Source organism: Flavobacterium endophyticum (assembly GCF_003634455.1).
GTDB lineage: Bacteria > Bacteroidota > Bacteroidia > Flavobacteriales > Flavobacteriaceae > Flavobacterium > Flavobacterium endophyticum.
In genome coordinates this window covers 1,368,844-1,393,127 of record NZ_RBLC01000001.1, presented here as the reverse complement: position 1 = coordinate 1,393,127, position 24,284 = coordinate 1,368,844, and the positions used below count along the sequence as shown (strand labels likewise).

The 24,284-nt window shown below is 43.3% G+C and carries 18 protein-coding genes; 14 read left to right on the top strand and 4 right to left on the bottom strand.

Annotated features, from left to right (window positions below; all coding sequences use genetic code 11):
• The first annotated feature begins 474 nt into the window (after positions 1-474).
• The gene (locus CLV94_RS17035) at positions 475-714 is read left to right on the top strand and encodes a hypothetical protein (protein WP_170148757.1); all 240 of its coding nucleotides are present in this window, start codon (positions 475-477) and stop codon (positions 712-714) included.
• A 209-nt stretch (positions 715-923) separates the two neighbouring features.
• Complete coding sequence (locus tag CLV94_RS17030) at positions 924-1,529, top strand: hypothetical protein (RefSeq protein ID WP_170148756.1); 606 nt, start codon at positions 924-926, stop codon at positions 1,527-1,529.
• Positions 1,530-2,157: 628 nt separating this feature from the next.
• Here CLV94_RS17030 and CLV94_RS06395 read toward each other — a convergent pair.
• Complete coding sequence (locus tag CLV94_RS06395; protein ID WP_245982466.1) at positions 2,158-3,792, bottom strand: T9SS type A sorting domain-containing protein; 1,635 nt, start codon at positions 3,790-3,792, stop codon at positions 2,158-2,160.
• 487 nt (positions 3,793-4,279) lie between these two features.
• Between CLV94_RS06395 and ileS the strand changes: the two genes are divergently transcribed.
• The 3 genes from ileS to CLV94_RS06380 all read left to right on the top strand — a co-directional run bounded on the left by ileS (position 4,280) and on the right by CLV94_RS06380 (position 8,885).
• On the top strand, positions 4,280-7,681 hold the full coding sequence (gene ileS / locus CLV94_RS06390; RefSeq protein ID WP_121375580.1) for an isoleucine--tRNA ligase: 3,402 nt from the start codon (positions 4,280-4,282) through the stop codon (positions 7,679-7,681).
• Between the two features lie 6 nt (positions 7,682-7,687).
• Entirely contained in the window at positions 7,688-8,068 is a 381-nt protein-coding gene (locus tag CLV94_RS06385) for a TraR/DksA family transcriptional regulator (protein WP_056067507.1), read from the top strand.
• Between the two features lie 193 nt (positions 8,069-8,261).
• Positions 8,262-8,885 (top strand): lipoprotein signal peptidase, encoded by a 624-nt coding sequence (locus tag CLV94_RS06380; protein WP_121375579.1) that lies wholly within the window; start codon positions 8,262-8,264, stop codon positions 8,883-8,885.
• Here CLV94_RS06380 and CLV94_RS06375 read toward each other — a convergent pair.
• The 3 genes from CLV94_RS06375 to CLV94_RS06365 are packed head-to-tail and all read right to left on the bottom strand — an operon-like array spanning position 8,882 to position 10,669.
• Positions 8,882-9,073 (bottom strand): hypothetical protein, encoded by a 192-nt coding sequence (locus CLV94_RS06375; protein ID WP_121375578.1) that lies wholly within the window; start codon positions 9,071-9,073, stop codon positions 8,882-8,884. The two genes, CLV94_RS06380 and CLV94_RS06375, sit on opposite strands and share 4 nt — an antisense overlap.
• 16 nt (positions 9,074-9,089) lie before the next feature.
• Positions 9,090-9,665, bottom strand: a complete 576-nt coding sequence (locus tag CLV94_RS06370; RefSeq protein WP_121376247.1) for a 5-formyltetrahydrofolate cyclo-ligase — start codon at positions 9,663-9,665, stop codon at positions 9,090-9,092.
• A 29-nt stretch (positions 9,666-9,694) separates the two neighbouring features.
• The gene (locus CLV94_RS06365; protein WP_245982464.1) at positions 9,695-10,669 is read right to left on the bottom strand and encodes a succinylglutamate desuccinylase/aspartoacylase family protein; all 975 of its coding nucleotides are present in this window, start codon (positions 10,667-10,669) and stop codon (positions 9,695-9,697) included.
• A 121-nt stretch (positions 10,670-10,790) separates the two neighbouring features.
• On the opposite strand from CLV94_RS06365, the gene uvrC reads away from it, so the two are divergent.
• From uvrC to pgi, 9 genes are all read left to right on the top strand, one after another.
• Entirely contained in the window at positions 10,791-12,584 is a 1,794-nt protein-coding gene (uvrC, locus tag CLV94_RS06360) for an excinuclease ABC subunit UvrC (RefSeq protein WP_121375577.1), read from the top strand.
• Positions 12,585-12,594: 10 nt separating this feature from the next.
• Positions 12,595-14,802 carry a patatin-like phospholipase family protein gene (locus CLV94_RS06355; protein ID WP_121375576.1) on the top strand — a complete coding sequence of 736 codons (2,208 nt, stop codon included), beginning with the start codon at positions 12,595-12,597 and terminating at the stop codon, positions 14,800-14,802.
• Positions 14,803-14,899: 97 nt separating this feature from the next.
• Positions 14,900-16,537 (top strand): amino acid permease, encoded by a 1,638-nt coding sequence (locus CLV94_RS06350; RefSeq protein WP_121375575.1) that lies wholly within the window; start codon positions 14,900-14,902, stop codon positions 16,535-16,537.
• 246 nt (positions 16,538-16,783) lie between these two features.
• The gene (locus tag CLV94_RS06345) at positions 16,784-17,941 is read left to right on the top strand and encodes a homogentisate 1,2-dioxygenase (RefSeq protein WP_121375574.1); all 1,158 of its coding nucleotides are present in this window, start codon (positions 16,784-16,786) and stop codon (positions 17,939-17,941) included.
• A gap of 78 nt (positions 17,942-18,019) precedes the next feature.
• Entirely contained in the window at positions 18,020-19,180 is a 1,161-nt protein-coding gene (gene hppD, locus CLV94_RS06340; protein ID WP_121375573.1) for a 4-hydroxyphenylpyruvate dioxygenase, read from the top strand.
• Positions 19,181-19,478: 298 nt separating this feature from the next.
• Positions 19,479-20,246, top strand: coding sequence for a DUF3108 domain-containing protein (locus CLV94_RS06335; protein WP_121375572.1), 768 nt, complete (start codon positions 19,479-19,481; stop codon positions 20,244-20,246).
• Between the two features lie 5 nt (positions 20,247-20,251).
• A complete protein-coding gene (locus tag CLV94_RS06330) occupies positions 20,252-21,193 on the top strand; it encodes a tryptophan 2,3-dioxygenase family protein (protein WP_121375571.1) in 942 nt (313 codons plus the stop codon).
• 19 nt (positions 21,194-21,212) lie between these two features.
• Positions 21,213-22,457, top strand: coding sequence for a M23 family metallopeptidase (locus tag CLV94_RS06325; protein WP_121375570.1), 1,245 nt, complete (start codon positions 21,213-21,215; stop codon positions 22,455-22,457).
• Between the two features lie 58 nt (positions 22,458-22,515).
• Positions 22,516-24,159 carry a glucose-6-phosphate isomerase gene (gene pgi, locus CLV94_RS06320; RefSeq protein WP_121375569.1) on the top strand — a complete coding sequence of 548 codons (1,644 nt, stop codon included), beginning with the start codon at positions 22,516-22,518 and terminating at the stop codon, positions 24,157-24,159.
• Positions 24,160-24,284: the final 125 nt, after the last annotated feature.

Genomic DNA, 24,284 nt, shown 5'->3' with positions numbered 1-24,284 from the left:
TCGTTGCAGGTACCGCCGCCGCCGCAGTTAAACTCGGCATGCAGCGCGCGCTGTCTCGAGTAGTCATATATCGGCTTAGCAAAGGCCAGCGATCCACTGCTCTTGGCAGCCTGCCCGAAAACATGGTAGTCGTATTTCTTTTCCTTGGCAGGGATAAATGCCGAAGGCACTTCATAGTAGTCCTGCGGCACATTGCCGGCATCAAAAAAGCTGATCCTGCCGATCCTGACACCGCCGCCGAACAGATACTGCTTGTTGGCTCCCGAACGGCTTTTATAATTGGCGGTAATGGTGGCGGTAAAAGGATTCGGCAAGGGCAGCACATGGCCCGAGAACCTCACCTTATAGGATCCCGCTGGTAGGTTGGCAGAGAATTGCGTCGGAGGCGCTTCTCCATCTACAGGAGCATAGACAAAGTTGGCTACTGCAGTGTTGCTAGAGTTATAGAGGATAAAGCTCCATCCGGAAATAGGAGTGACCGCTACATCAAAGATGACTTGCTGCGCTTCCGCAATCGTAAAGAAATCTATAGCGGCAGCACCCGAAGATGAAAAAGACTTTCCGATGGTCTGCTGGTTCCAGTTCAGCGGATTTTCGTCAAAATTGGTTACAGGCGTATTGCCGATGCTGGAATATTCGTTGGACTCGAAGTCGAACAGAATGGCTCCACCAGTAGGCAGTTCCATCTTCTGCAAGATGTCGGCAGTACAGTAGTTTGGGCTGGCATCTCTGTAGCCATAGCCAGCCATCCCGTTAGGTTGTAAGGTAAAGTAGCCCCACGGGTCTCGAATCAGGTTGCCGTTTAAGTAATCAGGCTCGTCATAATAGAGCGTATAGGCCAGCTTTTCCGTATCTGCAAAATTGCTCTGCTCGACCCGGTCCAGGAACATACGCTTGTTATTGTGCTCTGTTTCCTTATAGCTATGGAAGAGCTCGGTCTTTTTTATGCTGATGCTGTCAGTCCAGGTCTTGGTAGTGACGCTCTTGATGCGATAGGCGCTGGAAGTAAGGCTCTGGTCCTGTCTTCCCGATTCATAGTCCATATAGATGCGGGCGATACCGTCCACGTTGATCCTCTTGACCTTCTTGCTGTTAACGGTAAGTGTCGTGATAGAGGTATTTTCAAAGGGTTCCAGCTTGGCATCCTGTCCCTGCATATCAACCCCTCCTCCTGCCGAACGGAAGCTGTCCAGGATACTGTTGATGCTGGGGCTTGCAGAAGTCACCCAGGTGGTATTTTTTATGACAGATACTTCTCTCATGGGCTCGCTGGAGGGGTTATAGGTGTAACCCAGCAGCAGTTTTTGGTTATTGTCATAGACGCTCGAAAGCTGGAAGGAGCTAATATAGCTGATGGTTGGCGATGGATTGCCGCCTCCGGCACTGCCGGTAAAGGATGTCGTGAAGTTGTTCTCCGAACTTGCGGTCGTCTCGGCAACGTCAAATACATACTTGTACCCTTTGTCGTCGTAGATAGTAAATCCAGTCGGCGTAAAATTGGTGGTATTATAATGATTGACGATTTTTAGGTTGTTAGACAGATCCTGTACCATGACTTCCAGCTGCCCCAAAGCGTTCTTCTTCATGATAAATCTTCCGGTATAGCCCATAAAGTTGAACTGCCATAGGTCGTGCTCGGTATCATAGATGCCCTTTACCTGCGCGTTCCACAAGAATTCGTTCCATTGGTTTGGATTTGTCCCTGGCGAATCGACATGGGCGGCAAGCTCATAATAAGGGTTCGGGTAGTCGGCGGGATCATTTCGGTAGATGCCTGTCTTCGCACCAGTCCTTACATATTCGTCCGGTATTCCGCGTACGGTACGGGATACGGTCCCGCCTACAAAGAGACTCCAGCCGAGTCCGGCATCGCTGGCAGTCTCGCTGGCAGCGGCTGAAGAGGGATGGTATTTCAGGGAGATGTCCAGGCCTATATCTTTCGAGCGGGTAGGCGTGCTGAAAACAGGTATGTTGATGTCCGGCGTTCCGGTATAGTTGTCCACTGGCACCTCCTCGAACTTCATCAATGCCGCCGCGGTAGGCGACGGAGGAAGTATGGTCGGAAGCTCGCTTTTTATCTCAGGGTTTTGGGCATGGGCTATGGCGGCCATGCCCAGCATTGCTGCTAGCGTATATATTTTTTTCATGCGATGTCTCTTATGGGTTCTTGTTGATGGCTTTTACGATCTTCACGGAGTCTTCCTGCACGTTGGTGCGTATCTCCACGATATAGATGCCCTCCGGCATGCCTCCTAAATCGACAGGCACGGTGCGGTCGTGGATCTCGAAGTGCTGCAGCTGCCTTCCCGAAAGGTCGTACACGGTAGCGGTGCCTTTTTCAAATTCATAGCCCACGATCACGTTGGAGTAGTGCAGGGTAGGGTTCGGGTAGGCCTCTATAGGATTCTTCTTCTCTTCCTTCTTCCTCTTGTCCTTGAGCTTCACGACCCAGAAGTCGTTGCGTCCCTGTCCGGTATAGCGGTCGCGCGATACGGCCCCCATCGAGGTTCCTGCCAGCAGGTAGCCCCCGTCCCGGGTCTCCACAGCCTTACGGAGTATGTCCTCCCCGCCGCTTCCCACGGTCTGGGTCCACTGTTCTTCGCCTTTAGGGTCGGTCTTGATGGCGATATAGTCGTTAATGCCCTCCTTGTCTTTTTTCTTGGTGCTGTAGGTCTCGCTCTGGGCATGCCCCCCTAGCAGTAGCGACCCGTCCCTGCTTTCCTCGAGCGAGGTCAATAGGTCGGACTTGCCGATATCGTAGGTCTTCTGCCATAATACTTCTCCCGAAGGGTCGATTTTCAGGAGCCAGAAGTCGGTTCCCTTGCCGTTGGAGGCGTTCTTGTTTCCGGTCGTTCCCGAAGCAGAACTTCCTGCCAATAAGAAGTTTCCGTCCACGGACTGCAGTGCGGCCTGGAGCTGGTCGTCGCCTTCGCCGCCATACACCTTCTGCCATTCCAGCTCTCCCTTGGCATCTAATTTCACCACCCAGTAGTCGGACTGGCCGTAGCACTTTTCCGATTTGTTCCCCGATTCGGGCGAGTTGGAAGATCCTGCCAGCAGGTAGCCCCCGCCGCGCACGGGCACGATGCTGCGCAATTGGTCGGCATACTGCCCCCCGAAGGCCTTCTGCCATTCGATCTTTCCTTCCGAGTCCAGTTTCACGACCCAGTAGTCCAGGTTTCCGAATCCGGCAACGGACTTCCCGTAGGTATCCGGCTGTCCGGCTACAAGCTTCTCGCTCCTAGGGGAGCTGGAGCTCCCCCCAATAATATAGCCCCCGTCTGGAGTAGGCGCGATGCTCTGCAGCAGCTCCTGTCCGGAGCCGCCTATAGTGCGCTGCCACTGCTCGGCGCCCCTGGCGTTGAGCTTGATGATCCAGAAATCTTCCTTCCCGTAGCCGTCCTCTTTCTTCTGCAGCCCCTTGGCGGACTCGGAAGTCCCTGCCAGTATAAAGCCCCCATCAGGAGTGAGCCTTACGGCCTGCAATAGGTCGGCTCCGGCGCCGCCGAAGCTTTTCTGCCAGTCCAGTTCCCCCTTCTCGTCCATCTTCCAGAGCCAGTAGTCCAGGTCGCCTGCGGCTTCCTCGGTCTTGTTTCCGGTCTTTTTGGATAGGGAGCTTCCGGCGAGTATGAAGCCGTAGTCGGATGTGGGCTGGGCATCGAAGAGGTATTCGGAGTGCTTTCCGCCGTAGGACTTCTCCCAGAGGATGTCCTGGGCCTGTAGGGTGCCTGCAGCGAGCAGGGCGCATGCAGCGGCCATAAGGCGCGCGGTGGAGGGTTTTTGGAGGGTCATGTGCTTGTCTTTTATTAAGTTATGGCTTGTTAAATTGTCTTAATTGTAACGGTAAAGAAATGAATTTATGATGAAATTGTATAACAAATTTTAAAAAAAAATAGGTATAGAAATTCATAAAAAGTAAATCAAGGGCAAATATAAAACAAATAAGATTATAATACAATAAAATAGAATAATATTTTCTTATAAGATAATTGTATAAATAAGAAAAAAAGCATAACTCTAGTTTTAAGTACTTTATCTTATAGACAATAACTGAAGTAGAGAAAGTCTTCATCCATAGTTACTCCATAGATACTCCACGGATACTCCATAGATAGTCCATGTAGAGTCCATGTCATCCCTATAAGAAATTCGATTCCATCATAACAGTGGCAGCAGTACTGATAGTCAGCGGAATCTTCATAAAAAACGCGCGCCCGATACGCCATAACTAATTAAAAAATTCATTACTTTCGCAAATTGATTTTACAAAGCGATAAAAATGAGTGCAAAATTTACTGAATACAAAGGACTTGACCTGCCAACAGTGGCATCTGAAGTGCTTGATTTCTGGAAAAAACAAGACATCTTTGAAAAGAGCGTAACCACGCGCGAAGGAAACCAACCCTATGTGTTTTTTGAAGGCCCGCCTTCAGCAAACGGACTGCCGGGTATTCACCACGTAATGGCGCGCGCGATCAAGGATATTTTCTGTCGCTACAAGACCCAAAAAGGCTTTCAGGTAAAAAGAAAAGCGGGATGGGATACCCACGGACTTCCGGTAGAACTCGGAACCGAAAAAGAATTAGGAATCACCAAAGAAGACATCGGAAAGACCATTTCCATCGAAGAATACAACGAAGCCTGCAAAAAGACCGTCATGCGCTATACCGACGTATGGAACGACCTGACCGAAAAGATGGGCTACTGGGTAGACATGCAAGATCCCTATGTGACCTATAAGTCCAAATACATGGAAACCGTTTGGTGGCTGTTAAAGCAGATTTACGACAAAGGCCTGCTCTATAAAGGCTATACGATTCAGCCCTATTCCCCAAAAGCAGGAACCGGACTGAGCTCTCACGAAGTCAACCAGCCGGGCGCTTACCGCGATGTGACCGATACGACCATCGTTGCCCAGTTTAAGACACTTGCAGAAACACTGCCAGCCGTACTAAAAGGCTTTGGCGATGTGCATTTCTTAGCTTGGACGACTACGCCATGGACCTTGCCGTCCAATACGGCACTGACGGTGGGACCGAAAATCGAATACGTGCTAGTAAAAACAGTCAACCAATACACATTCGAGCCGATCAACGTAGTCTTGGCTAAGAATTTAGTTGGAAAACAATTCGGCAAAGGCTATTTCGAAAGCGCAGAAGAAGCGGATTTTGGCAAAGTAAAAAACGGCGACAAACAGTTGCCTTATAAAATAGTAGCGGAAGCCTTAGGCGCTGATTTGGTCGGAATCAGATACGAACAATTACTGCCGTATGCCCTGCCGTACCAGAACCCAGAAAATGCGTTCCGCGTCATCTCGGGTGATTTCGTAACCACCGAAGACGGAACCGGAATCGTACATACCGCCCCGACTTTTGGTGCAGACGATGCCAAGGTTGCCAAAGAAGCTGTGCCAGAGGTACCGCCGATGCTGGTTTTGGACGAAAACGGTACGCCAGTGCCATTGGTCGACCTGCAAGGAAAATTCACTTCCCACATGGGCGACTTCGCAGGCAAATACGTAAAGAACGAATACTATAATGCTGGCGAAGCGCCAGAAAAATCGGTAGACGTAGAAATCGCCATCCGACTAAAAGAAGAAAACAAGGCCTTTAAGGTCGAAAAATACGTGCACAGCTACCCGCACAGCTGGCGAACAGACGAGCCTCTTTTATACTATCCGTTAGACTCTTGGTTCATCAAGGTCACCGATGTAAAAGACCGAATGTTCGACCTGAACGACACCATCAACTGGAAGCCGAAATCTACAGGCGAAGGCCGTTTCGGAAACTGGCTGAAAAATGCCAACGACTGGAACCTGTCCCGCTCAAGATATTGGGGTATTCCGTTGCCGATCTGGAGAACCGAAGACAAAAAAGAAGAAACCATCATCGGCTCGGTAGAAGAGCTATACAACGCTATCGAAAAATCAATCCAAGCCGGTTTCCAAAAAGAAAACCCGTTCAAAGGATTTGAGATCGGAAACATGTCAGAAGCCAATTATGACTTGGTCGACCTCCATAAAAATGTCGTAGACGAAATCGTACTAGTTTCCCCTTCCGGCAAGCCGATGAAGCGCGAAACCGACCTGATTGATGTTTGGTTTGATTCCGGAGCCATGCCGTACGCGCAGTGGCACTATCCGTTTGAAAACAAAGACAAGATTGACGAAAATAAAGACTTCCCGGCTGATTTTATTGCCGAAGGTGTCGACCAGACGCGCGGCTGGTTCTATACATTACACGCTATCGGAACATTGGTTTTTGATAAAGTAGCCTATAAAAACGTAGTGTCTAACGGACTCGTTTTAGACAAAAACGGACAGAAAATGTCCAAGCGTTTGGGCAATGCCGTTGATCCGTTCACGACATTGGCCGAATACGGACCCGATGCGACGCGCTGGTACATGATTGCCAACGCCAACCCTTGGGACAACTTAAAGTTCGATATCGAAGGTGTCGCAGAAGTACGCCGTAAATTCTTCGGAACCCTATACAATACCTATTCGTTCTTTGCCTTATATGCCAACATCGACGGATTCTCTTATGCAGAAGCCGAAGTGCCGCTGGAAGAAAGGCCAGAAATCGACCGATGGATCCTATCAGAATTAAATACGCTGATAAAAGATGTCGACAGCTATTATGCCGACTACGAGCCAACAAAAGCTGCAAGAGCTATTTCTGACTTTGTTCAGGAGAACCTAAGCAACTGGTACGTGCGTTTGTGCAGAAGAAGATTCTGGAAAGGCGACTACGCCCAAGACAAGATTGCTGCCTATCAGACCCTGTACACCTGTCTGGTAACCGTAGCAAAACTAAGCGCCCCTATCGCTCCGTTCTTTATGGACAAGCTTTACAGAGATTTAACGCAGGCGACACATAAAGAAGCATTCGATAGCGTACATTTGGCCGATTTTCCAGAATATGCTCATAACTTTGTTGATAAATCGTTGGAAAGCAGGATGGAGAAGGCGCAGACCATCTCGTCGCTCGTACTATCGCTTCGCAAGAAAGAAATGATAAAAGTACGTCAGCCCCTGCAAAAAGTGATGATTCCGGTGTTAGACAGCAAGCAAAAAGCAGAAATCGAAGCCGTTTCAGACCTTATAAAAGCAGAGGTAAACGTCAAGGAAATAGAGCTTCTAGACGACGCTTCGGGCATATTGGTAAAGCAAATTAAGCCTAATTTTAAAGCATTAGGACCGCGTTTCGGGAAAGATATGGGTCTGATTTCCAAAGAGATACAAAATTTCTCACAGGAACAGATCAACGAACTAGACAAAAACGGTTCGCTAAGTATTGTCATTTCAGGGAAAAGTATTAATTTAACCTCTGAAGATGTAGAGATTTCTTCCCAAGATATTGAAGGATGGCTGGTCGCCAATGCCAACGGAATTACGGTGGCGTTAGACATCACTATATCCGACGAATTGAAAAAAGAAGGAATCGCTAGAGAATTAGTCAACCGCATTCAAAATATCAGAAAAGACTCAGGTTTTGAAGTTACCGACAAGATCAAGGTCCAAGTCCAAAAAGACGGTATTCTTGAAGAAGCCCTTACGGCAAACCAAGACTACATCAAGGCAGAGACGCTGACAGAAGAACTGATTATTGAAGATAAAGTAGAAAACGGTATAGAAATTGAGTTTGATGAAATAAAAACAAGTATATTAATTTCAAAATAATATAATATGGTAGATGAAGTTGCAAGATACTCCGATGCTGATCTGGCAGAGTTCAAAGAAATTATTTTAAAAAAAATACAAAAAGCACAAGCAGACCTTGACCTGATCAAGAGTGCCTATATGAATGACCTGAACAACGGTACAGACGATACGTCGCCGACATTCAAGGCGTTTGAAGAAGGCAGCGAGACCATGTCGAAAGAAGCAAACTCTCAGTTGGCAATCCGTCAGGAAAAGTTCATCCGTGATCTAAAAAACGCGCTTTTCAGAGTAGAAAACAAAACCTATGGCGTTTGCAAAGTAACAGGAAAACTAATCAGCAAAGAAAGGCTGAAGATCGTTCCTCACGCCACGATGAGTATCGAAGCAAAAAACCTGCAGCGATAATCGCTAGAAGATATTACCCAAAGTAACGCTCCTGTCAAGGAGCGTTTTTTTAATATAGAAGCAAACGCAGGCGCCCTTTTGCATCAAACGCTAGTAAGGAAAAACAGCAGCGAAAAGCCGCATAAAAAGGAACAAGCCCTTGCGAGTGTTTTTATAAATAATATTCCTATTTTTGCGCAATAAAAGAAAGAAAATGTCATTAAAGAAAGCATATTTATTAGTTATCCTAATTCTTATCGTTGACCAGATCTCAAAAATATACATCAAGACCAACTTTATATACGGCGAAGATGGACAGATCAACGTAGCCAGCTGGTTTAAGATCCTACTGATCGAAAACGAAGGAATGGCATGGGGAACCCAGATTCCCGGCGATTACGGAAAACTGATACTGACGCTTTTTAGGCTCGTAGCCGTAACAGGAATTGGCTGGTGGTTGTGGGATTCAGTAAAAAAAGAAAGCTCAAGATACCTGATTGTAGCCATAGCGCTCATCTTGGCAGGCGCCTTTGGCAACATTATCGATTCTGTTTTTTACGGAGTGATTTTTGACCATAGCCATGGCCAGACCGCAACGCTCTTTTCCGACCAGCCGTACGGCACTTGGTTTCACGGAAAAGTAGTTGACATGCTCTATTTCCCGATCTGGGAAGGCAATTTGCCAAAATGGCTGCCAATCTGGGGAGGACAGCACTTTACTTTTTTTAATGCCATATTCAACATTGCCGACATGGCCATCTCTACAGGCGTCGGAATATTGATTGTGTTCAACAAAAAAGCCTTTTCAGGCTCAAGAAAACATTCAGAACTAGCTTAATTCTGTCCCGGAGCATATTTTTTAGCACTCTTTTCTCCTGTCACTTTTTTGGCCTGCCCTGGAGGTAACGGTTTCGCTTTGCTCGATCTGCTTGAAGTTCCGGTGCCGATACTGGCGCTGCATCCAGAAACGGAAAAAGCAAAACAAAGCAAAAGCAATCCGATGGATAATCTAAAAGGAGTTTTCATTTTTTTTATTCTAAAGTTACGCCTTTTTTTTGAATCGGTAGACGGTATTCGGAGTCACGCAAAAATCCAGCGCTACGTCGTTTTCAAAAACATCCGTTATAGCGGCTTCAGCCTCAAAAAAAGAAAGCCCGATTTTCAGTACGTCTTCTTTGCATTCCGATAAGAAAAGATCATAAAACCCTTTACCATAGCCCGCCCGATGCCCTTTTTGATCAAACGCCAAAAGCGGTACAAACACTACATCGATTTTGGCAGTAGGCACTTCGATTCCGTCCACTGGCTCAGGAATGTTATACTCGTTTTTTCGAAATTTGGTATTGTCGGTCAATAAGAAATGCGTCATTTTTCGCGTCTCGAAATCCGATTTAGAAACGACAATCTCTTTATCTTTTCCAGCCAATACCTGAAGTAAGAATTCTGTATCTACTTCCTTATGTTCGCTAATCGGAAGAAAAATATGGTAGTACAATTTGTCCCAAATATCCAATCGGACAAGCTGGTTGGCAATAGTAAGGCTCCTTTCTTCGATTTCTTCGGGAGAAAGAGCAGCCCGCAAGGCCCTGTATTTTAAGCGTAGTTCTTTTTTTTGCATTTTGGATGGTTCTAAAATATTCTGCAAGCTTACGGTTCTAAAGCCGTCGTGATATGAAAAATAGCATCCCCCTGATAAACGATAGGCGCATCATTCACATTGATGATATGGCCGGCATTAGGTGCCTTTACCTTATATTCCACCTTGCCGTACGGATCCGAAATGGTAGCCAGTACCTGTCCCTTTTCGACCTGCGTTCCTACAGCGGTCAGCCCATGAAACAGCCCCGAAGCCTTGGCACGTACCCAAGCCGACTTCTCGATATAAATAGTCTTCCTGTCCGCAATCGATGCCCTTCGCTTTGGGTTCAGCATCCCGAAATGATCCAAGAAACGTTTGGTGCCTTCGATACCTTCCTGTGTAATAGACTCGTTGATATCCAGCGATTTTCCGCCCTCAAACAACAGCATCTTGACACCCAGTCGGTCACAAGAATTGCGGAAAGAACCCGTAATATTTTTGGAATACAACCCAAACGGTGCATGAAACACGTTAGCCAGTGCTTTTAACTCAGTATTATTCGGCACGATCCGTATCTGCGGTGCATTAAAGCGGCTGGCTCCGCCCGCATGAAAATCAATACAATAATCCACATTCGGAATAATTTCCTTTAAAAGAGAATAGGCAAAGCGGCTGGCCAGAGAACCATTTTTGCTGCCCGGAAAGACCCGGTTCATATCGCGCCCGTCCGGAAATTCGCGCGTCTTGTTCAAGAAGCCAAAAACATTGATGACCGGAATGCAGATGATAGTCCCTATTTTCGGTCGGTTGATCTTCTGCACGATCAGCCGTCTTACGATCTCGATGCCGTTGATTTCATCGCCGTGCAATCCCGCAGAAAACAAGACCGTAGGTCCGTCGATTTCAGAACGCTCTATGATAATCGGAATCTTTAGTTTGGTCATCGTATGGAGCTTTGCAATCTCCATATTCAAGGTCCGGCTCTCGCCCGGCAGGATCGTCTCGCCCAAGATGGTGAGATTTTTATAAGTAGGTAGCGCCATGTTTTGTTTAAAAATATAAATGTATAAAAATTGAGATTGAGAACGCTAAATATTTGCCAAAACCATTTAAAATTGAAATCAGGCACTTGCAATTCGGAATTTTTGAAACTAACTTTGTCAGATGCGAACTCCTTTAGAACTACAGATCCAGACATTGCCCGACGGCCCGGGCGTGTATCAGTATTATGACAAGGAAGACAAGATCCTGTATGTCGGGAAAGCAAAAAACCTGCGCAAGCGCGTTTCGTCCTATTTCAACAAGCTGCACGACAATGGCAAGACCAACGTCTTGGTTCGCAAGATCGTTTCCATCAGGCACATCGTAGTTCCTACAGAAACCGATGCCCTGCTTTTGGAAAACAACCTCATAAAAAAGCTCCAGCCCCGATACAATGTCCTGCTGAAAGACGACAAGACCTATCCTTGGATCTGCATCAAAAAAGAGCCGTTTTCCAGAATCTTTACCACAAGAAATATGGTCAAGGACGGTTCCGAATACTTCGGGCCTTATACCAGCTTCAAGACCGTACATACGCTATTGGACCTAATCAAAGAATTATACCCGCTGCGCACCTGCAACTATGACCTGTCGCGAGAAAATATCAATTCTGGCAAATACAAAGTCTGCCTAGAATACCATATCGGCAACTGCAAGGGTCCCTGCGAAGGCCACCAATCTTTAGAAGAATACCAAAAAAACGTCGACGCCATCCGCGAGATACTCAAAGGAAATTTCAAGGAAAGTCTCAAAGATTTCAAGACGCTGATGAAAAACCTTGCTTCCGAAATGAAATTCGAAGAAGCCCAAAAGATAAAAGACAAGATCGAGACGCTGGAAAACTACCAATCGCGTTCGACAATCGTCAACCCAAGAATCTCCAATGTAGACGTGTTTTCTATCGTTTCAGACGAAAGCATGGCCTATGTCAATTTTCTTCAGATCTCACATGGCGCGATCATCCGCTCGCACACGCTGGAAATGAAAAAGAAGCTCGACGAATCCGACGAAGAATTGCTAGAGCTGGCCGTAGTAGAACTACGAGAACGGTTCAAATTGCTGTCCAAAGAAATAATTGTCCCTTTTGAGATCGACATGGGCGAAAATGTAAAAGTAACCGTGCCCCAATTAGGAGACAAAAAGCAGATCTTGGAACTCTCTATCCGAAACGCAAAATTCTATCGTATGGACCAGCTGAAACAGCTGCAGATCGTAGATCCGGACAGGCATACCAACCGAATCATGGCGCAGATGAAAAAAGACCTGCGTCTTTCTGTCGAGCCAAGGCATATCGAATGCTTTGACAACTCCAACATCCAAGGAACCAATCCCGTGGCCGCCTGTGTCGTTTTTAAAGACGGCAAGCCAAGCAAAAAAGACTACCGCCATTTCAACATCAAGACCGTCGAAGGGCCGAACGATTTTGCCTCGATGGAAGAAGTCGTATACCGGCGCTACAAAAGACTCCTAGACGAAGAGCAGCCGCTGCCCCAATTAATTATCATCGACGGAGGCAAAGGACAGCTATCATCTGCCCTAAAAAGCCTAGAAGAATTAGACCTGAGAGGGAAAATAGCCATCATTGGCATCGCGAAACGCTTGGAAGAATTATTTTATCCTGGCGATTCCATTCCGTTGTATCTAGACAAGAAATCAGAAACCCTTAAGGTAATTCAGCAGCTTCGGAATGAGGCACACCGTTTTGGGATAACCCACCATCGAGACAAACGAAGCAAAGGTGCCCTAAAGACTTCGGTAGAAACCATCCCCGGAATTGGAGAAAAGACCATGATTGCCCTTATAAAACACTTCAAATCTGTTAAAAGATTGTCGCAGGCAACAGAAAAAGAAATTTCTGACGTTGTAGGTATTTCAAAAGCCAAAAAAATTGCCGACTTTTACAATTCCACAAAGTAATCCTTTCTCTATGAAAAAAATAGCTCTTATCCTCTTGTTGCTATTTTCTGTATCGGTTGTGTTTTCACAAGAACAGAAAAAGCCAAAAGTAGGATTGGTTTTGAGTGGAGGAGGAGCAAAAGGACTGGCCCACATCGGCGTTCTGAAAGTATTAGAAGAAGCCGGCGTAGAGATTTCCTATATTGGAGGAACAAGCATGGGTGCCATCATTGGCGGACTCTATGCTTCGGGATACAGCGCCGCACAAATTGACTCTATTTTCAAGACGACAGATTACGATGCCCTGATCCAAGATTATATCCCAAGATCGTCCAAAAACTTTTACGAAAAAAGAAACGACGAGCTCTATGCCCTGACATTGCCCTTCAAGAAGATGAAGATTGGCATCCCAAGAGCCCTGTCAAAAGGACTTTACAACTTCAATATGCTGAACAAGCTGACGCATAATGTAAGGCACATTCGTGATTTTAATCAGCTGCCGATTCCATTTTTATGTATTGCTACCGATATTGAGACCGGCCAGCAAGTACTCCTAAACAAAGGATCGCTGCCGCAAGCCATGATTGCCAGCGCAGCCTTGCCATCCTTATACATGCCTGTTGAAATTGACGGAAAATTACTGGTAGACGGAGGCGTGACGAACAACTATCCCATCCTCGAAGTAAAAAACCTAGGCGCCGATATCATCATTGGAGTTGATGTACAAGACGATCTAAAAGACAGAGATGCGTTGACCGATGCCACGAAAATTCTGGTGCAGATTTCCAACATGCAGATGATCCAGAAAATGGACCGCAAGAAAAAAGCCACCGACATCTACATAAAGCCAGATATTAAAGGATTCAGTGTAATTTCTTTCTCCCAAGGAGTACAGATCATAAAGACAGGAGAAGATGCCGCACGAAAAGTAATCGACCAGCTCGAAAAAATAGGCGACAAGGAGAATCCTGTCACCAAGCACAAGGTCATCGTGCAGAGCGACAGCCTTCAAGTCAGCGAAATCAAGACGCCCCAGCTTGAAAATTTTACCCGTACCTATGTCCTTGGAAAGCTCGGGTTCAAAGCCGGAACCAAGATCAGCTATGCAGATTTGGACAAAGGAATCAATACCCTCAGCGCGACCCAGAACTTTAGCGGCATAGGCTACTCGTTTTCAAAGTCTGCCTCAGGAAATGATGTCTTGACCATGACGCTGGTAGAAAACCCGATCAAGACCTACTTAAAATTCGGATTGCATTATGACGGCCTTTACAAAAGCGCCATTTTGCTGAACCTGACCCAGAAAAAGCTGTTGTTCAAGAACGATATCATTTCGGTCGATGCCGGACTAGGAGACAATTTCAGGTACTATTTAGACTATTATATCGATAATGGCTTCTATTGGAGTTTCGGGATCAAATCCAGATACAATACCTTCAACCGGAATGTCCTCACGGATTTCAACAATGGAGAGCTGCTCAACCTATTCGGACTGAGTTCCATCAATATTGATTACTCCGACTTTTCGAATCAGGTCTATTTCCAGACCGTTTTCGCCCAAAAATTCCTGATCGGCGGAGGTGCAGAATACAAGCATTTAAAGATCAAGACCAAAACATTTGAAACGACCGATCCTATCTTAGAAGACAGCGATTATGTAAGCCTTATTGCCTATGTAAAATACGATTCGTTTGATAAGAAATACTTCCCAAAAAACGGATTCCTGTTCTGCGGTGACTTCCAGACTTTCCTGTATTCTTCCGATTATACCAAAGAATACCAGAATTTCAGCATCCTTAAAGGAGAAATGGCCTTTTCTAAGACTTTCTTCAACAAGTTTACGTTAAACCTTCAGTCAGAAGCCGGTTTTACTGTCGGCGAACAGACTGTTCCGTTTTTTGATTTCGTATTAGGAGGCTACGGTTATAACATGATCAATAACTTCAGGCATTTTTACGGTTATGACTTCGTAAGCCTTTCCGGAAACAGCTACATCAAAGGAGCCGTAGGCGTAGATTATGAAATATTTCGAAAAAACCACTTGAACTTCATGGCAAACTATGCCAACATCGGAAGCAAGATTTTTGATAGCGACGAATGGATCGAACGTCCGGCCTATTCCGGATATTCTTTTGGCTACGGCCTAGAAACAATCATCGGACCCGTAGAAATCAAGCACTCCTGGTCGCCCGAAACAAGAGACCATCATACCTGGTTCAGCGTAGGATTCTGGTTTTAAGGAATTCATCCTAAAAAAATATATACGATTATTTATGTGTTAATTATTCCATAAAAAAACTATATTTGGAACCACTAAACACTTAAATAATCAATTTATGTCTATTTGGAGAAGAAAATCATTAACCCAGCTTTTAGAAGAATCATCTGAATCTGAAAAAGGATTAAAGAAAACCTTAACCGCTCCGGGATTAGTAGCTTTAGGAATTGGAGCAATTATTGGAGCCGGATTATTTTCAATAACGGGTCTTGCCGCATCAGTAAATGCGGGACCTGCGATTACTATTTCTTTTTTAGTAGCTGCATTTGGTTGTGTTTTTGCTGGTTTGTGTTATGCAGAATTTTCTTCAATGATACCAGTAGCCGGAAGTGCCTACACTTATTCTTTCGCAACAATGGGCGAATTTGTGGCATGGATTATTGGTTGGGATTTGGTTTTGGAATATGCCGTTGGAGCCGCGACGGTTTCGATTAGCTGGTCCAGATATCTCGGGAAATTTTTAAGCGGTTATGGAATCCACATTGATGATGCTTATATGCTTTCGCCTTTTGAAGGAGGTATCATAAACGTCCCAGCCGTATTGATTGTGATGATAATGTCGCTAATCTTGATTCGAGGCACTAAAGAATCCGCATTTGTAAACGGAATTATAGTACTGTTAAAAGTGAGTGTTGTATTGATTTTTATTGCTGTTGGATGGCAATACATACGACCAGAAAACTACACGCCTTATATTCCTAAAAATACAGGCACCTTTGGAGAATTTGGTTTCTCCGGAATAATCAGGGCAGCAGCTATCGTGTTCTTTGCCTATATTGGTTTTGACGCTGTTTCTACGGCAGCCCAAGAAGCTAAAAACCCAAAAAGAGACATGCCGATTGGAATATTGCTGTCTTTGGCTATCTGTACCATCCTGTATGTTCTTTTTGCACACGTAATGACAGGAGTCGTAAACTATCAAGCATTTGCTGGAAAAGACGGAATCGCTCCAGTGGCAATTGCAGTAGAAGCGATGGGGACAGCTGGGCCAGATGGAATGATAACGCCAGCCTATCCTTGGCTGAATAATGCAATTCTGCTAGCTATATTAGGAGGCTACGCTTCCGTAATTCTTGTGATGCTTATGGGACAAAGCCGTGTGTTTTTCTCTATGAGTAAAGACGGATTGATGCCAAAAGTATTCTCAGAAGTACATTCAAAATTCAGAACGCCAGCAAAAAACAATTTATTGTTTATGGTAATCGTAAGCCTTTTTGCCGCTTTCGTACCTGCTAGAGTCGTGGGAGAAATGACGAGTATCGGAACATTATTTGCATTTATTCTTGTATGTATTGGCGTATTGATCATGCGTAAAAAAATGCCAGATGCACCAAGAGCATTCAGAACGCCTTTAGTTCCTTTTGTACCTATTGCAGGAGTGTTGGTTTGCTTGTTCATGATGGTATTCTTGCCGTTAGATACATGGATCCGACTAATCGTTTGGATGATGATTGGTTTCGATCTCTATCTGTTCTACGGAATGAAAAACAGTATACTAAACAAAGGAAACTTTAGCCTAGATAGCTTTAAAGTAGTTGCCGGGTCAGGATTAGGAATGGTTGCAGCCCTAGTAATAGTGGCCATTATCCACCATATGGATCCGAATATAAATGATAACTTCTTGTTCTATTTCTCATTAATCTTTGCAGCAATTCATGCATTGATTTATCTGTACAGTTACAAGAAAGGGAGATAGGCTTATGTTAAAATAGAACAAAGGCGCTGCTGATAAATTTTACAATCAGTAGCGCCTTTTTCCTTTTTATAAATATTTCACAAGAAATAAGGTGAAAAAATTAATTTTTCCGATATTTGTGACTATGAATACAAGTTGGAAAGATTTATTGTCGCATCTGAAGTTCCTCATCAAGAGGAACCCAGAATGAGTTTTTGGATGCTGCTATCAGAAATCTAAAATCATAATTTCATAAATCTAATAATTATGCCACTATATCATAAATTGGGCAATTTTCCCCAAAAGCGACATACGCAGTTTGAAAAGCCAGACGGCGGGCTCTACTATGAGCAGCTCTTTGGAACAGAAGGCTTTCATGGGCATTCGTCGCTGCTATACCATGTCCACAGGCCGACGCAAGTAAAAGAAATCAAGGCGTCCTATTCCGTAGAGCCAAAAATTGCCATCGGAAAGAATATAAAATCCCTGCTGTTTAAAGGTTTCGAATTAAAACCGCAAGAAGACTTTTTGGACAGCCGAAAAGCCATGCTTGTCAACAGAGACTGCACCATAGGCTTGGCGGCACCGCAGAAATCATTACGAGATTATTTCTATAAAAATGCCGATGCCGATGAGATGATTTTCATCCACAAAGGAAAAGGAACGCTCCGTACCGTGATGGGAAATATCCCTTTTGAGTACGGCGACTACCTGATCATTCCAAGAGGAATCATTTACCAAATCGATTTTGAAACCTCTGAAAACCGTCTGTTTTATGTAGAATCTTTTGCGCCGTTTTATACGCCAAAAAGATACAAGAACCAATCGGGTCAGCATCTGGAGCACTCTCCGTTCTGCGAAAGAGATTTCAAGCTGCCGACAGAATTAGAAACACATGATGAAAAAGGAGACTTCCTGATCAAGATCAAAAAAGAAGGAATGATTCATGAAGTAGTCTATGCTACCCATCCGTTTGATGTGATAGGTTGGGACGGTTATAATTTCCCGTATGCCTTCAGTATCCATAACTTTGAGCCGATAACAGGACGCGTGCACCAGCCGCCTCCGGTTCACCAGACATTTGAGACTTCAACCTTTGTCGTATGCTCTTTCTGTCCGAGGCTGTACGATTATCATCCAAAAGCAATCCCGGCACCTTACAATCATAGTAACATCGACAGCGATGAGGTTTTGTATTATGTAGATGGCGATTTCATGAGCAGGAACAATATCGAGCAAGGACATATCACATTGCATCCAAAAGGCATTCCTCACGGACCTGCACCTGGCGCGATGGAAAGAAGTATCGGAAAGACAGTAACCGAAGAATTAGCCGTAATGGTCGATACGTTCCGTCCGTTGATGGTAACCGAAGAAGCGATGGGATTGGATGATGGCCAATACTATAAATCTTGGGTGGAATAATAAAAAAACAAACAAAAAACAACTAACGATAACCCTGTCAGGGTCAGAGACCCTGACAGGGTTGAAAAAATATACAAAATGAGCAAAGAAGTAAAATCAGTAGAATACGGATTAGAAAAAATATTTGAAGGAGCTCAAGATTTCCTTCCGCTATTAGGAACAGACTATGTAGAATTTTATGTAGGTAACGCAAAACAAGCCGCACATTTCTACAAAACAGCATTTGGCTACCAATCATTGGCGTATGCCGGATTAGAAACGGGAGTGCGCGACAGAGCATCCTATGTTTTGAAACAAGATAAAATCCGTTTGGTGTTGACCACGCCTTTAAATGCAGATTCTCCAATCAATGACCATTTGAAAAAACACGGTGACGGAGTAAAAGTTGCTGCCCTTTGGGTAGAAGACGCAAGAAGCGCTTTCGAAGAAACGACCAAAAGAGGTGCTAGGCCTTTTATGGAACCAACAGTTGAAAAAGACGAATTTGGAGAAGTAGTTCGTTCCGGAATTTACACTTATGGTGAAACAGTCCACATTTTTGTGGAAAGAAAAAACTACACTGGAGTTTTCTTGCCAGGGTATAAAGAATGGAAATCCGACTACAATCCAGAACCGACTGGCTTGAAATATATCGACCACATGGTTGGAAATGTAGGATGGGGCGAGATGAACACTTGGGTAAAATGGTACGAAGACGTAATGGGATTCGTGAATTTCCTTTCTTTCGACGATAAGCAGATCAATACAGAATATTCCGCTTTGATGAGTAAAGTAATGTCAAACGGTAACGGAAGAATCAAATTCCCAATTAACGAACCTGCTGAAGGAAAGAAAAAATCACAGATTGAAGAATATTTGGAATTCTACGGCGGGCCTGGTATCCAGCACGTGGCTATCGCTACAGACGATATCATCAAGACCGTTTCCCAATTAAAAGCGCGTGGAGTTGAATTTTTATCAGCACCGCCAAGAGCCTATTACGAAGCTATTCCTGAAAGATTAGGAGAGCACATGAAAATGATGAAGGAAGATTTGGGCGAAATCGAAAAATTAGCAATTATGGTAGATGCCGATGAAGAAGGCTACCTGTTGCAGATTTTTACGAAGCCAGTTCAAGACCGTCCGACATTGTTTTTTGAAATTATCCAAAGAATGGGCGCCCGTGGATTTGGAGCTGGAAACTTCAAGGCCCTTTTTGAGTCTATCGAAAGAGAGCAAGAAAAGAGAGGAACGCTATAAAACAACCTGATTTTCTGAGAATAATGTAAAATACAACCTTTCAAAAAGCTATTTTTTGCTAATATTGTGTTAAAGTTAATTTTTTAGTTGTAATAATGCAATTAATGCATACCTTTGCACCCGCAAAAAGAGAGGGAGTGGTTTCCTTCGATTTTTATGTAAATTTTTCATAATTTATAGTTTTTTGGTTGGTTAATAGCATAAAAACTCAGTCATATCTTTGACTGGGTTTTTTTGTTTTAATACTTTTGGAATAGAAATTGTATTTAACAGTTGGAAGAACATATAAAATCAAATTATGAAAAAGATTATAATACTATTGTTAATTGCAACTGCGAGCCTTCAGGCACAAGAGAAAGCTTTTGATGTCGGCGAATGGTTCAAATTCAGGATACATTATGGTTTGGTAAATGCGGGTTATGCCACGCTAGAAATCAAAGAAGCCACCAAAAACGGGAAAAAAGTCTTCCATGCCGTCGGAAACGGATACACCACAGGAATGACAAAATTTTTCTTCAAGGTCAATGACGACTATCAAAGCTTTTTCGATAAGAAAACAGGACAGCCATACCAATTTCTCAGAAAAATCAATGAAGGGGGCTACACGAAAAATCAAGAAGGGTTTTTCAATCAGTCTGCTAATAATGTCCTAGTAAAAGATTATAAGAAAAATACCGAAAAGACGATTTCTGTACCAGAGAATGTGCAGGATATCGTTTCCTCATTCTATTATTTGAGAAATCATCCTACTATCGACAAGCTGAAACCTGGTGAGTCGATTTCTATTGATATGTTTTTTGACGACGAAACCACAAAGTTTAAGTTAAAATTTATGGGACGAGAAGTTTTAAAAACTAAATTTGGAAAAGTAAATGCGATGATATTTAGGCCTTATGTGCAAGCTGGACGCGTTTTCAAAGAAGAAGAAAGCTTAACGGTTTGGATATCAGATGATGAGAATAGAGTTCCTTTAAGGATTAAGGCGAGTTTGGCAGTAGGTTCACTAAAAGCCGACCTTGAAGGATATAAAGGATTGATACATCCTTTTAAAATTATAGCAGAATAAAAAAGATGGAGATAAACCCCAATATCAAAGATCAGCTAGATCAACTAGAAGAAAAATTTCAGGCAATAAATCAGAAAACCGAAACGCACCTTGAAGGACTGCTTTGGTCAAAACCCATAACTTATTGGGATTATATTCAGACAGACGCCTTATTAAATTTACAGATCCAAAGAACAACATTGCCCGATGAAATGGTTTTTATCATGTACCATCAGGTAAACGAGCTGTTATTCAAAATGATCTTGTGGGAAATCGACCAGTTGTGCCATACTCCAAAACCCGAAACGACCTATTTTACCGAAAAGCTGATGCGTATCAGCCGCTATTTCGATATGCTGACTACGTCATTCGATATTATGGGTGATGGGATGGAAATCGAACAGTATATGAAATTCAGGAATACCCTGACGCCAGCAAGTGGTTTCCAAAGCGCACAATACCGATTGATTGAGTTTTGTTCTACAGACTTGATCAACCTTATCGATTACCGTTTCCGAAAAACAATCGACAGGAATACGTCGTATGAACATGCTTTGGAACATCTCTATTGGCAAGCTGCAGGAAAAGACTATCATACAGGCGAAAAATCATACCTGCTTAAAGAATTTGAGAGAAAATACAAGCCTCAGTTTTTGAGCTACATGGAAGAATACAATACCATAAATGTCTGGCAGAAATTTAAAGAATTGCCAGAAGAAGACCAAAAAGACGAAGCATTGATAAAAGCCATGCGTCATTATGACCATACGGTCAATATTACCTGGGTAATGCAGCATCTAAATACGGCAAAAAAATATATTGACGGAAGCGGCAAAGGTGACGGAGAAGCCACCGGCGGAAGCGATTGGAAAAAATACATGCATCCAAAATACCAAAGAAGGATATTTTTTCCTGAATTATGGTCTCCAGAAGAACTAGCATCTTGGGGAGAAGAAAAAAACGTCTAATAGATTTAAAGAATACGATTTGAAATACGCTGTTTTAACCCTACTATTGCTATTCACCCTGATTTCCTGCAACGACAAAGAGGAAAAGAACGACAAAGAAAATAAGACCGAAGTTCCTGTAAAAGAACCCATTGTTGTTGAGTTTGGCTTTACGCTGAATGATTTTCAAGTAGTTAACGATACTGTCAAAAACGGAGATACTTTCGGAACGTTGATGGACAAGCATGATTTGGGAAAATACAAAGTACACGAAATAACAGAAAAGGCGAAAGATTCTTTTAATTTTAGAGACATCCGCGCAGGAAGGCCTTATACCATCTTAAAATCTAAAAAGGCACCCAATACCGTTCAGGTTTTTATCTACCAGCCAGACAATATCCACTATAATGTGATTGACCTGAGAGACTCGATAGTCGCGTATAGAAATAAAAAACCAATTACCATAAAGCGAAGAACGATAGCGACAGAAATTGAAGGCTCGTTATCAGAAACCTTAAGTAAAGCTGGAGTCGATGCTTCTCTGGCACAAAATCTGGCTGATATTTACGCCTATTCAGTCGATTTCTTCAAGATCCAGAAAGGCGATAAATTTGCCGTTACTTTTAATGAAAAATACATCAGCGATACAATTTATGCCGGAGTAGAAAGCCTCGAAGCCTCTTTTTTCGAATACAAAGGCAAGAAAATCTATGCGTTTCCTTTCAAGCAAGATACTACCGCAAAAAAAGTAAACTATTATGACGAAGAAGGGAAAGTGCTCAAGACGATGTTCTTAAAAGCCCCTTTGAAGTTTGGATTCAGGATTTCTTCAAAATTCTCAACAAGAAGATTCCATCCCGTACAACAGCGATTCAAAGCGCATAACGGAACCGATTATGCCGCGCCATCAGGAACTCCGATTATTACGACGGCAAATGGAGTCGTAGAAAAAACTGGGTATACAGCCGGAAACGGAAACTTTGTAAAAGTAAAGCACAACGGAACCTATTCGACCCAATACCTTCACATGTCTAAGATTCTTGTCCGCAGAGGACAAAGAGTTTCTCAAGGCGATGTCATCGGAAAAGTAGGAAGCACAGGTCTTGCAACCGGACCGCACGTTTGCTATCGCTTTTGGAAAAACGGCGTACAAGTCGATGCTTTGAAGCAGAAGCTGCCAAATTCCATTCCAATGGATGCCAAGTACAAGCCAAGGTTTATAGCCGAAATGACGCCTCTGAAAAAAGAATTGGACAGTATTGCTACAATTAAATTCAAAAAATAAATCATATTGCCTAAATTTGAGCCTTCAATAAAGACTACTCAATTTAATTTTCAATACAATGGCTTTAGGTAAAACCAATCCGTTAGGAACAGTTGCTTGGCAAAAATTGCGCGAACATTTTACTATGATGCAATACGCCTCGATGCAGGAAATGTTTGCCAATGACAGTTCCAGAGCTGCAAAATTTAATCTTCAATGGAATAATTTTCTGGTAGATTATTCTAAAAATATTATCACCGAAGAAACAATAAGCCTGCTTTTGTCGCTTGCCGAAGAAGTAAATCTAAAAGAAGCAATCGCAAAATATTTTGAAGGCGACATCATCAATGAGACCGAAAACAGAGCCGTTCTTCATACCGCTTTAAGAGCTCCAGAATCATCTGTAGTTTTAGTAGATGGGCAGAATGTCATTCCTGAAGTCTATGAGGTAAAAGAGAAAATCAAGGCATTTTCACAGGAAATCATTAATGGAGAAAGAAAAGGATTCACAGGAAAAGCTTTTACAGATGTCGTAAACATTGGAATTGGAGGCTCAGACCTTGGTCCGGCAATGGCTGTAGAAGCTTTGCAATTTTATAAAAATCACCTGAATGTTCATTTTATTTCGAATGTAGACGGCGATCACGTAAATGAAAAAATCAAAAACCTCAACCCTGAAACAACGCTTTTTGTAGTAGTTTCAAAAACATTTACAACGCAAGAAACACTTTCCAATTCAGAAACCGTAAGAAAATGGTTTTTGAAATCGGCAAAACAAGAAGACGTTGCCAAACATTTTGTGGCGGTTTCTACCAATATTCAAAAAGTAACCGAATTCGGAATCAATCCTGACAACGTTTTCCCAATGTGGGATTGGGTTGGCGGAAGGTTTTCATTATGGAGCGCAGTGGGCCTTTCCATCAGCTTGGCCGTTGGTTTTGATAATTTCAATAAATTGTTGAAAGGCGCCAATCAAATGGACGAACATTTCAAGACAGCCGAATTCAATAAAAATATTCCAGTCGTTTTAGCATTGCTAAGCGTGTGGTACAACAATTTCTTCGGGGCAGAAAGCGAAGCCTTGATTCCGTATACACAATATCTTCAAAAATTGGCTCCTTATTTACAACAAGGAATCATGGAAAGCAACGGAAAAAGTGTAGGAAGAGATGGCAATCCAGTAAATTATCAAACAGGAACGATTATTTGGGGAGAGCCTGGAACAAACTCTCAGCATGCATTTTTCCAATTAATCCACCAAGGCACAAAATTGATTCCTACTGATTTTATCGGTTTTGTGAAGCCTTTGTATGGCGATGAAGACCATCACAACAAGCTGATGTCTAATTTCTTTGCCCAGACGGAAGCCTTGCTGAATGGAAAAACAGAAGTTAAGGTACGAGCTGAATTTACAAAAGTAAATGTTTCTTCGGGAGCGGCTGACTTCCTGACGCCTTTCAAGATTTTCCAAGGAAACAAGCCGACAAATACACTCTTAATCCAAAAACTGACTCCAGAAACTCTAGGTTCATTGATTTCTTTATACGAGCACAAGATTTTTGTGCAAGGCGTTATCTGGAATATTTTCAGTTATGACCAATGGGGAGTAGAATTAGGAAAACAGTTGGCCAATTCAATCCTTGAAGAAATTAATTCAGGTGTCGTAAAAGCACATGACAGCTCTACAACTTTATTGCTGCGTTACTTTTTAGATAAACAGTAATTATCAAAATATAAATTAAAAAGCCCTTATTTAAAGGGCTTTTTTTATGTTTCCTGTTTCTAATGTTAAGAATACTTTTTGATTTTATAATAATAATCTAACATCAAAAAATAATTGTTAACAGA

What these genes read in the sequence shown, in the direction of transcription:
- CLV94_RS17030 (WP_170148756.1), top strand. Translation starts at nt 924, where the DNA reads ATGGAAGAGCTCGGTCTTTTTTATGCTGATGCTGTCAGTCCAGGTCTT.
- CLV94_RS06395 (WP_245982466.1), bottom strand. Translation starts at nt 3,792, where the DNA reads ATGACCCTCCAAAAACCCTCCACCGCGCGCCTTATGGCCGCTGCATGC.
- ileS (WP_121375580.1), top strand. Translation starts at nt 4,280, where the DNA reads ATGAGTGCAAAATTTACTGAATACAAAGGACTTGACCTGCCAACAGTG.
- CLV94_RS06385 (WP_056067507.1), top strand. Translation starts at nt 7,688, where the DNA reads ATGGTAGATGAAGTTGCAAGATACTCCGATGCTGATCTGGCAGAGTTC.
- CLV94_RS06380 (WP_121375579.1), top strand. Translation starts at nt 8,262, where the DNA reads ATGTCATTAAAGAAAGCATATTTATTAGTTATCCTAATTCTTATCGTT.
- CLV94_RS06375 (WP_121375578.1), bottom strand. Translation starts at nt 9,073, where the DNA reads ATGAAAACTCCTTTTAGATTATCCATCGGATTGCTTTTGCTTTGTTTT.
- CLV94_RS06370 (WP_121376247.1), bottom strand. Translation starts at nt 9,665, where the DNA reads ATGCAAAAAAAAGAACTACGCTTAAAATACAGGGCCTTGCGGGCTGCT.
- CLV94_RS06365 (WP_245982464.1), bottom strand. Translation starts at nt 10,669, where the DNA reads ATGGCGCTACCTACTTATAAAAATCTCACCATCTTGGGCGAGACGATC.
- uvrC (WP_121375577.1), top strand. Translation starts at nt 10,791, where the DNA reads ATGCGAACTCCTTTAGAACTACAGATCCAGACATTGCCCGACGGCCCG.
- CLV94_RS06355 (WP_121375576.1), top strand. Translation starts at nt 12,595, where the DNA reads ATGAAAAAAATAGCTCTTATCCTCTTGTTGCTATTTTCTGTATCGGTT.
- CLV94_RS06350 (WP_121375575.1), top strand. Translation starts at nt 14,900, where the DNA reads ATGTCTATTTGGAGAAGAAAATCATTAACCCAGCTTTTAGAAGAATCA.
- CLV94_RS06345 (WP_121375574.1), top strand. Translation starts at nt 16,784, where the DNA reads ATGCCACTATATCATAAATTGGGCAATTTTCCCCAAAAGCGACATACG.
- hppD (WP_121375573.1), top strand. Translation starts at nt 18,020, where the DNA reads ATGAGCAAAGAAGTAAAATCAGTAGAATACGGATTAGAAAAAATATTT.
- CLV94_RS06335 (WP_121375572.1), top strand. Translation starts at nt 19,479, where the DNA reads ATGAAAAAGATTATAATACTATTGTTAATTGCAACTGCGAGCCTTCAG.
- CLV94_RS06330 (WP_121375571.1), top strand. Translation starts at nt 20,252, where the DNA reads ATGGAGATAAACCCCAATATCAAAGATCAGCTAGATCAACTAGAAGAA.
- pgi (WP_121375569.1), top strand. Translation starts at nt 22,516, where the DNA reads ATGGCTTTAGGTAAAACCAATCCGTTAGGAACAGTTGCTTGGCAAAAA.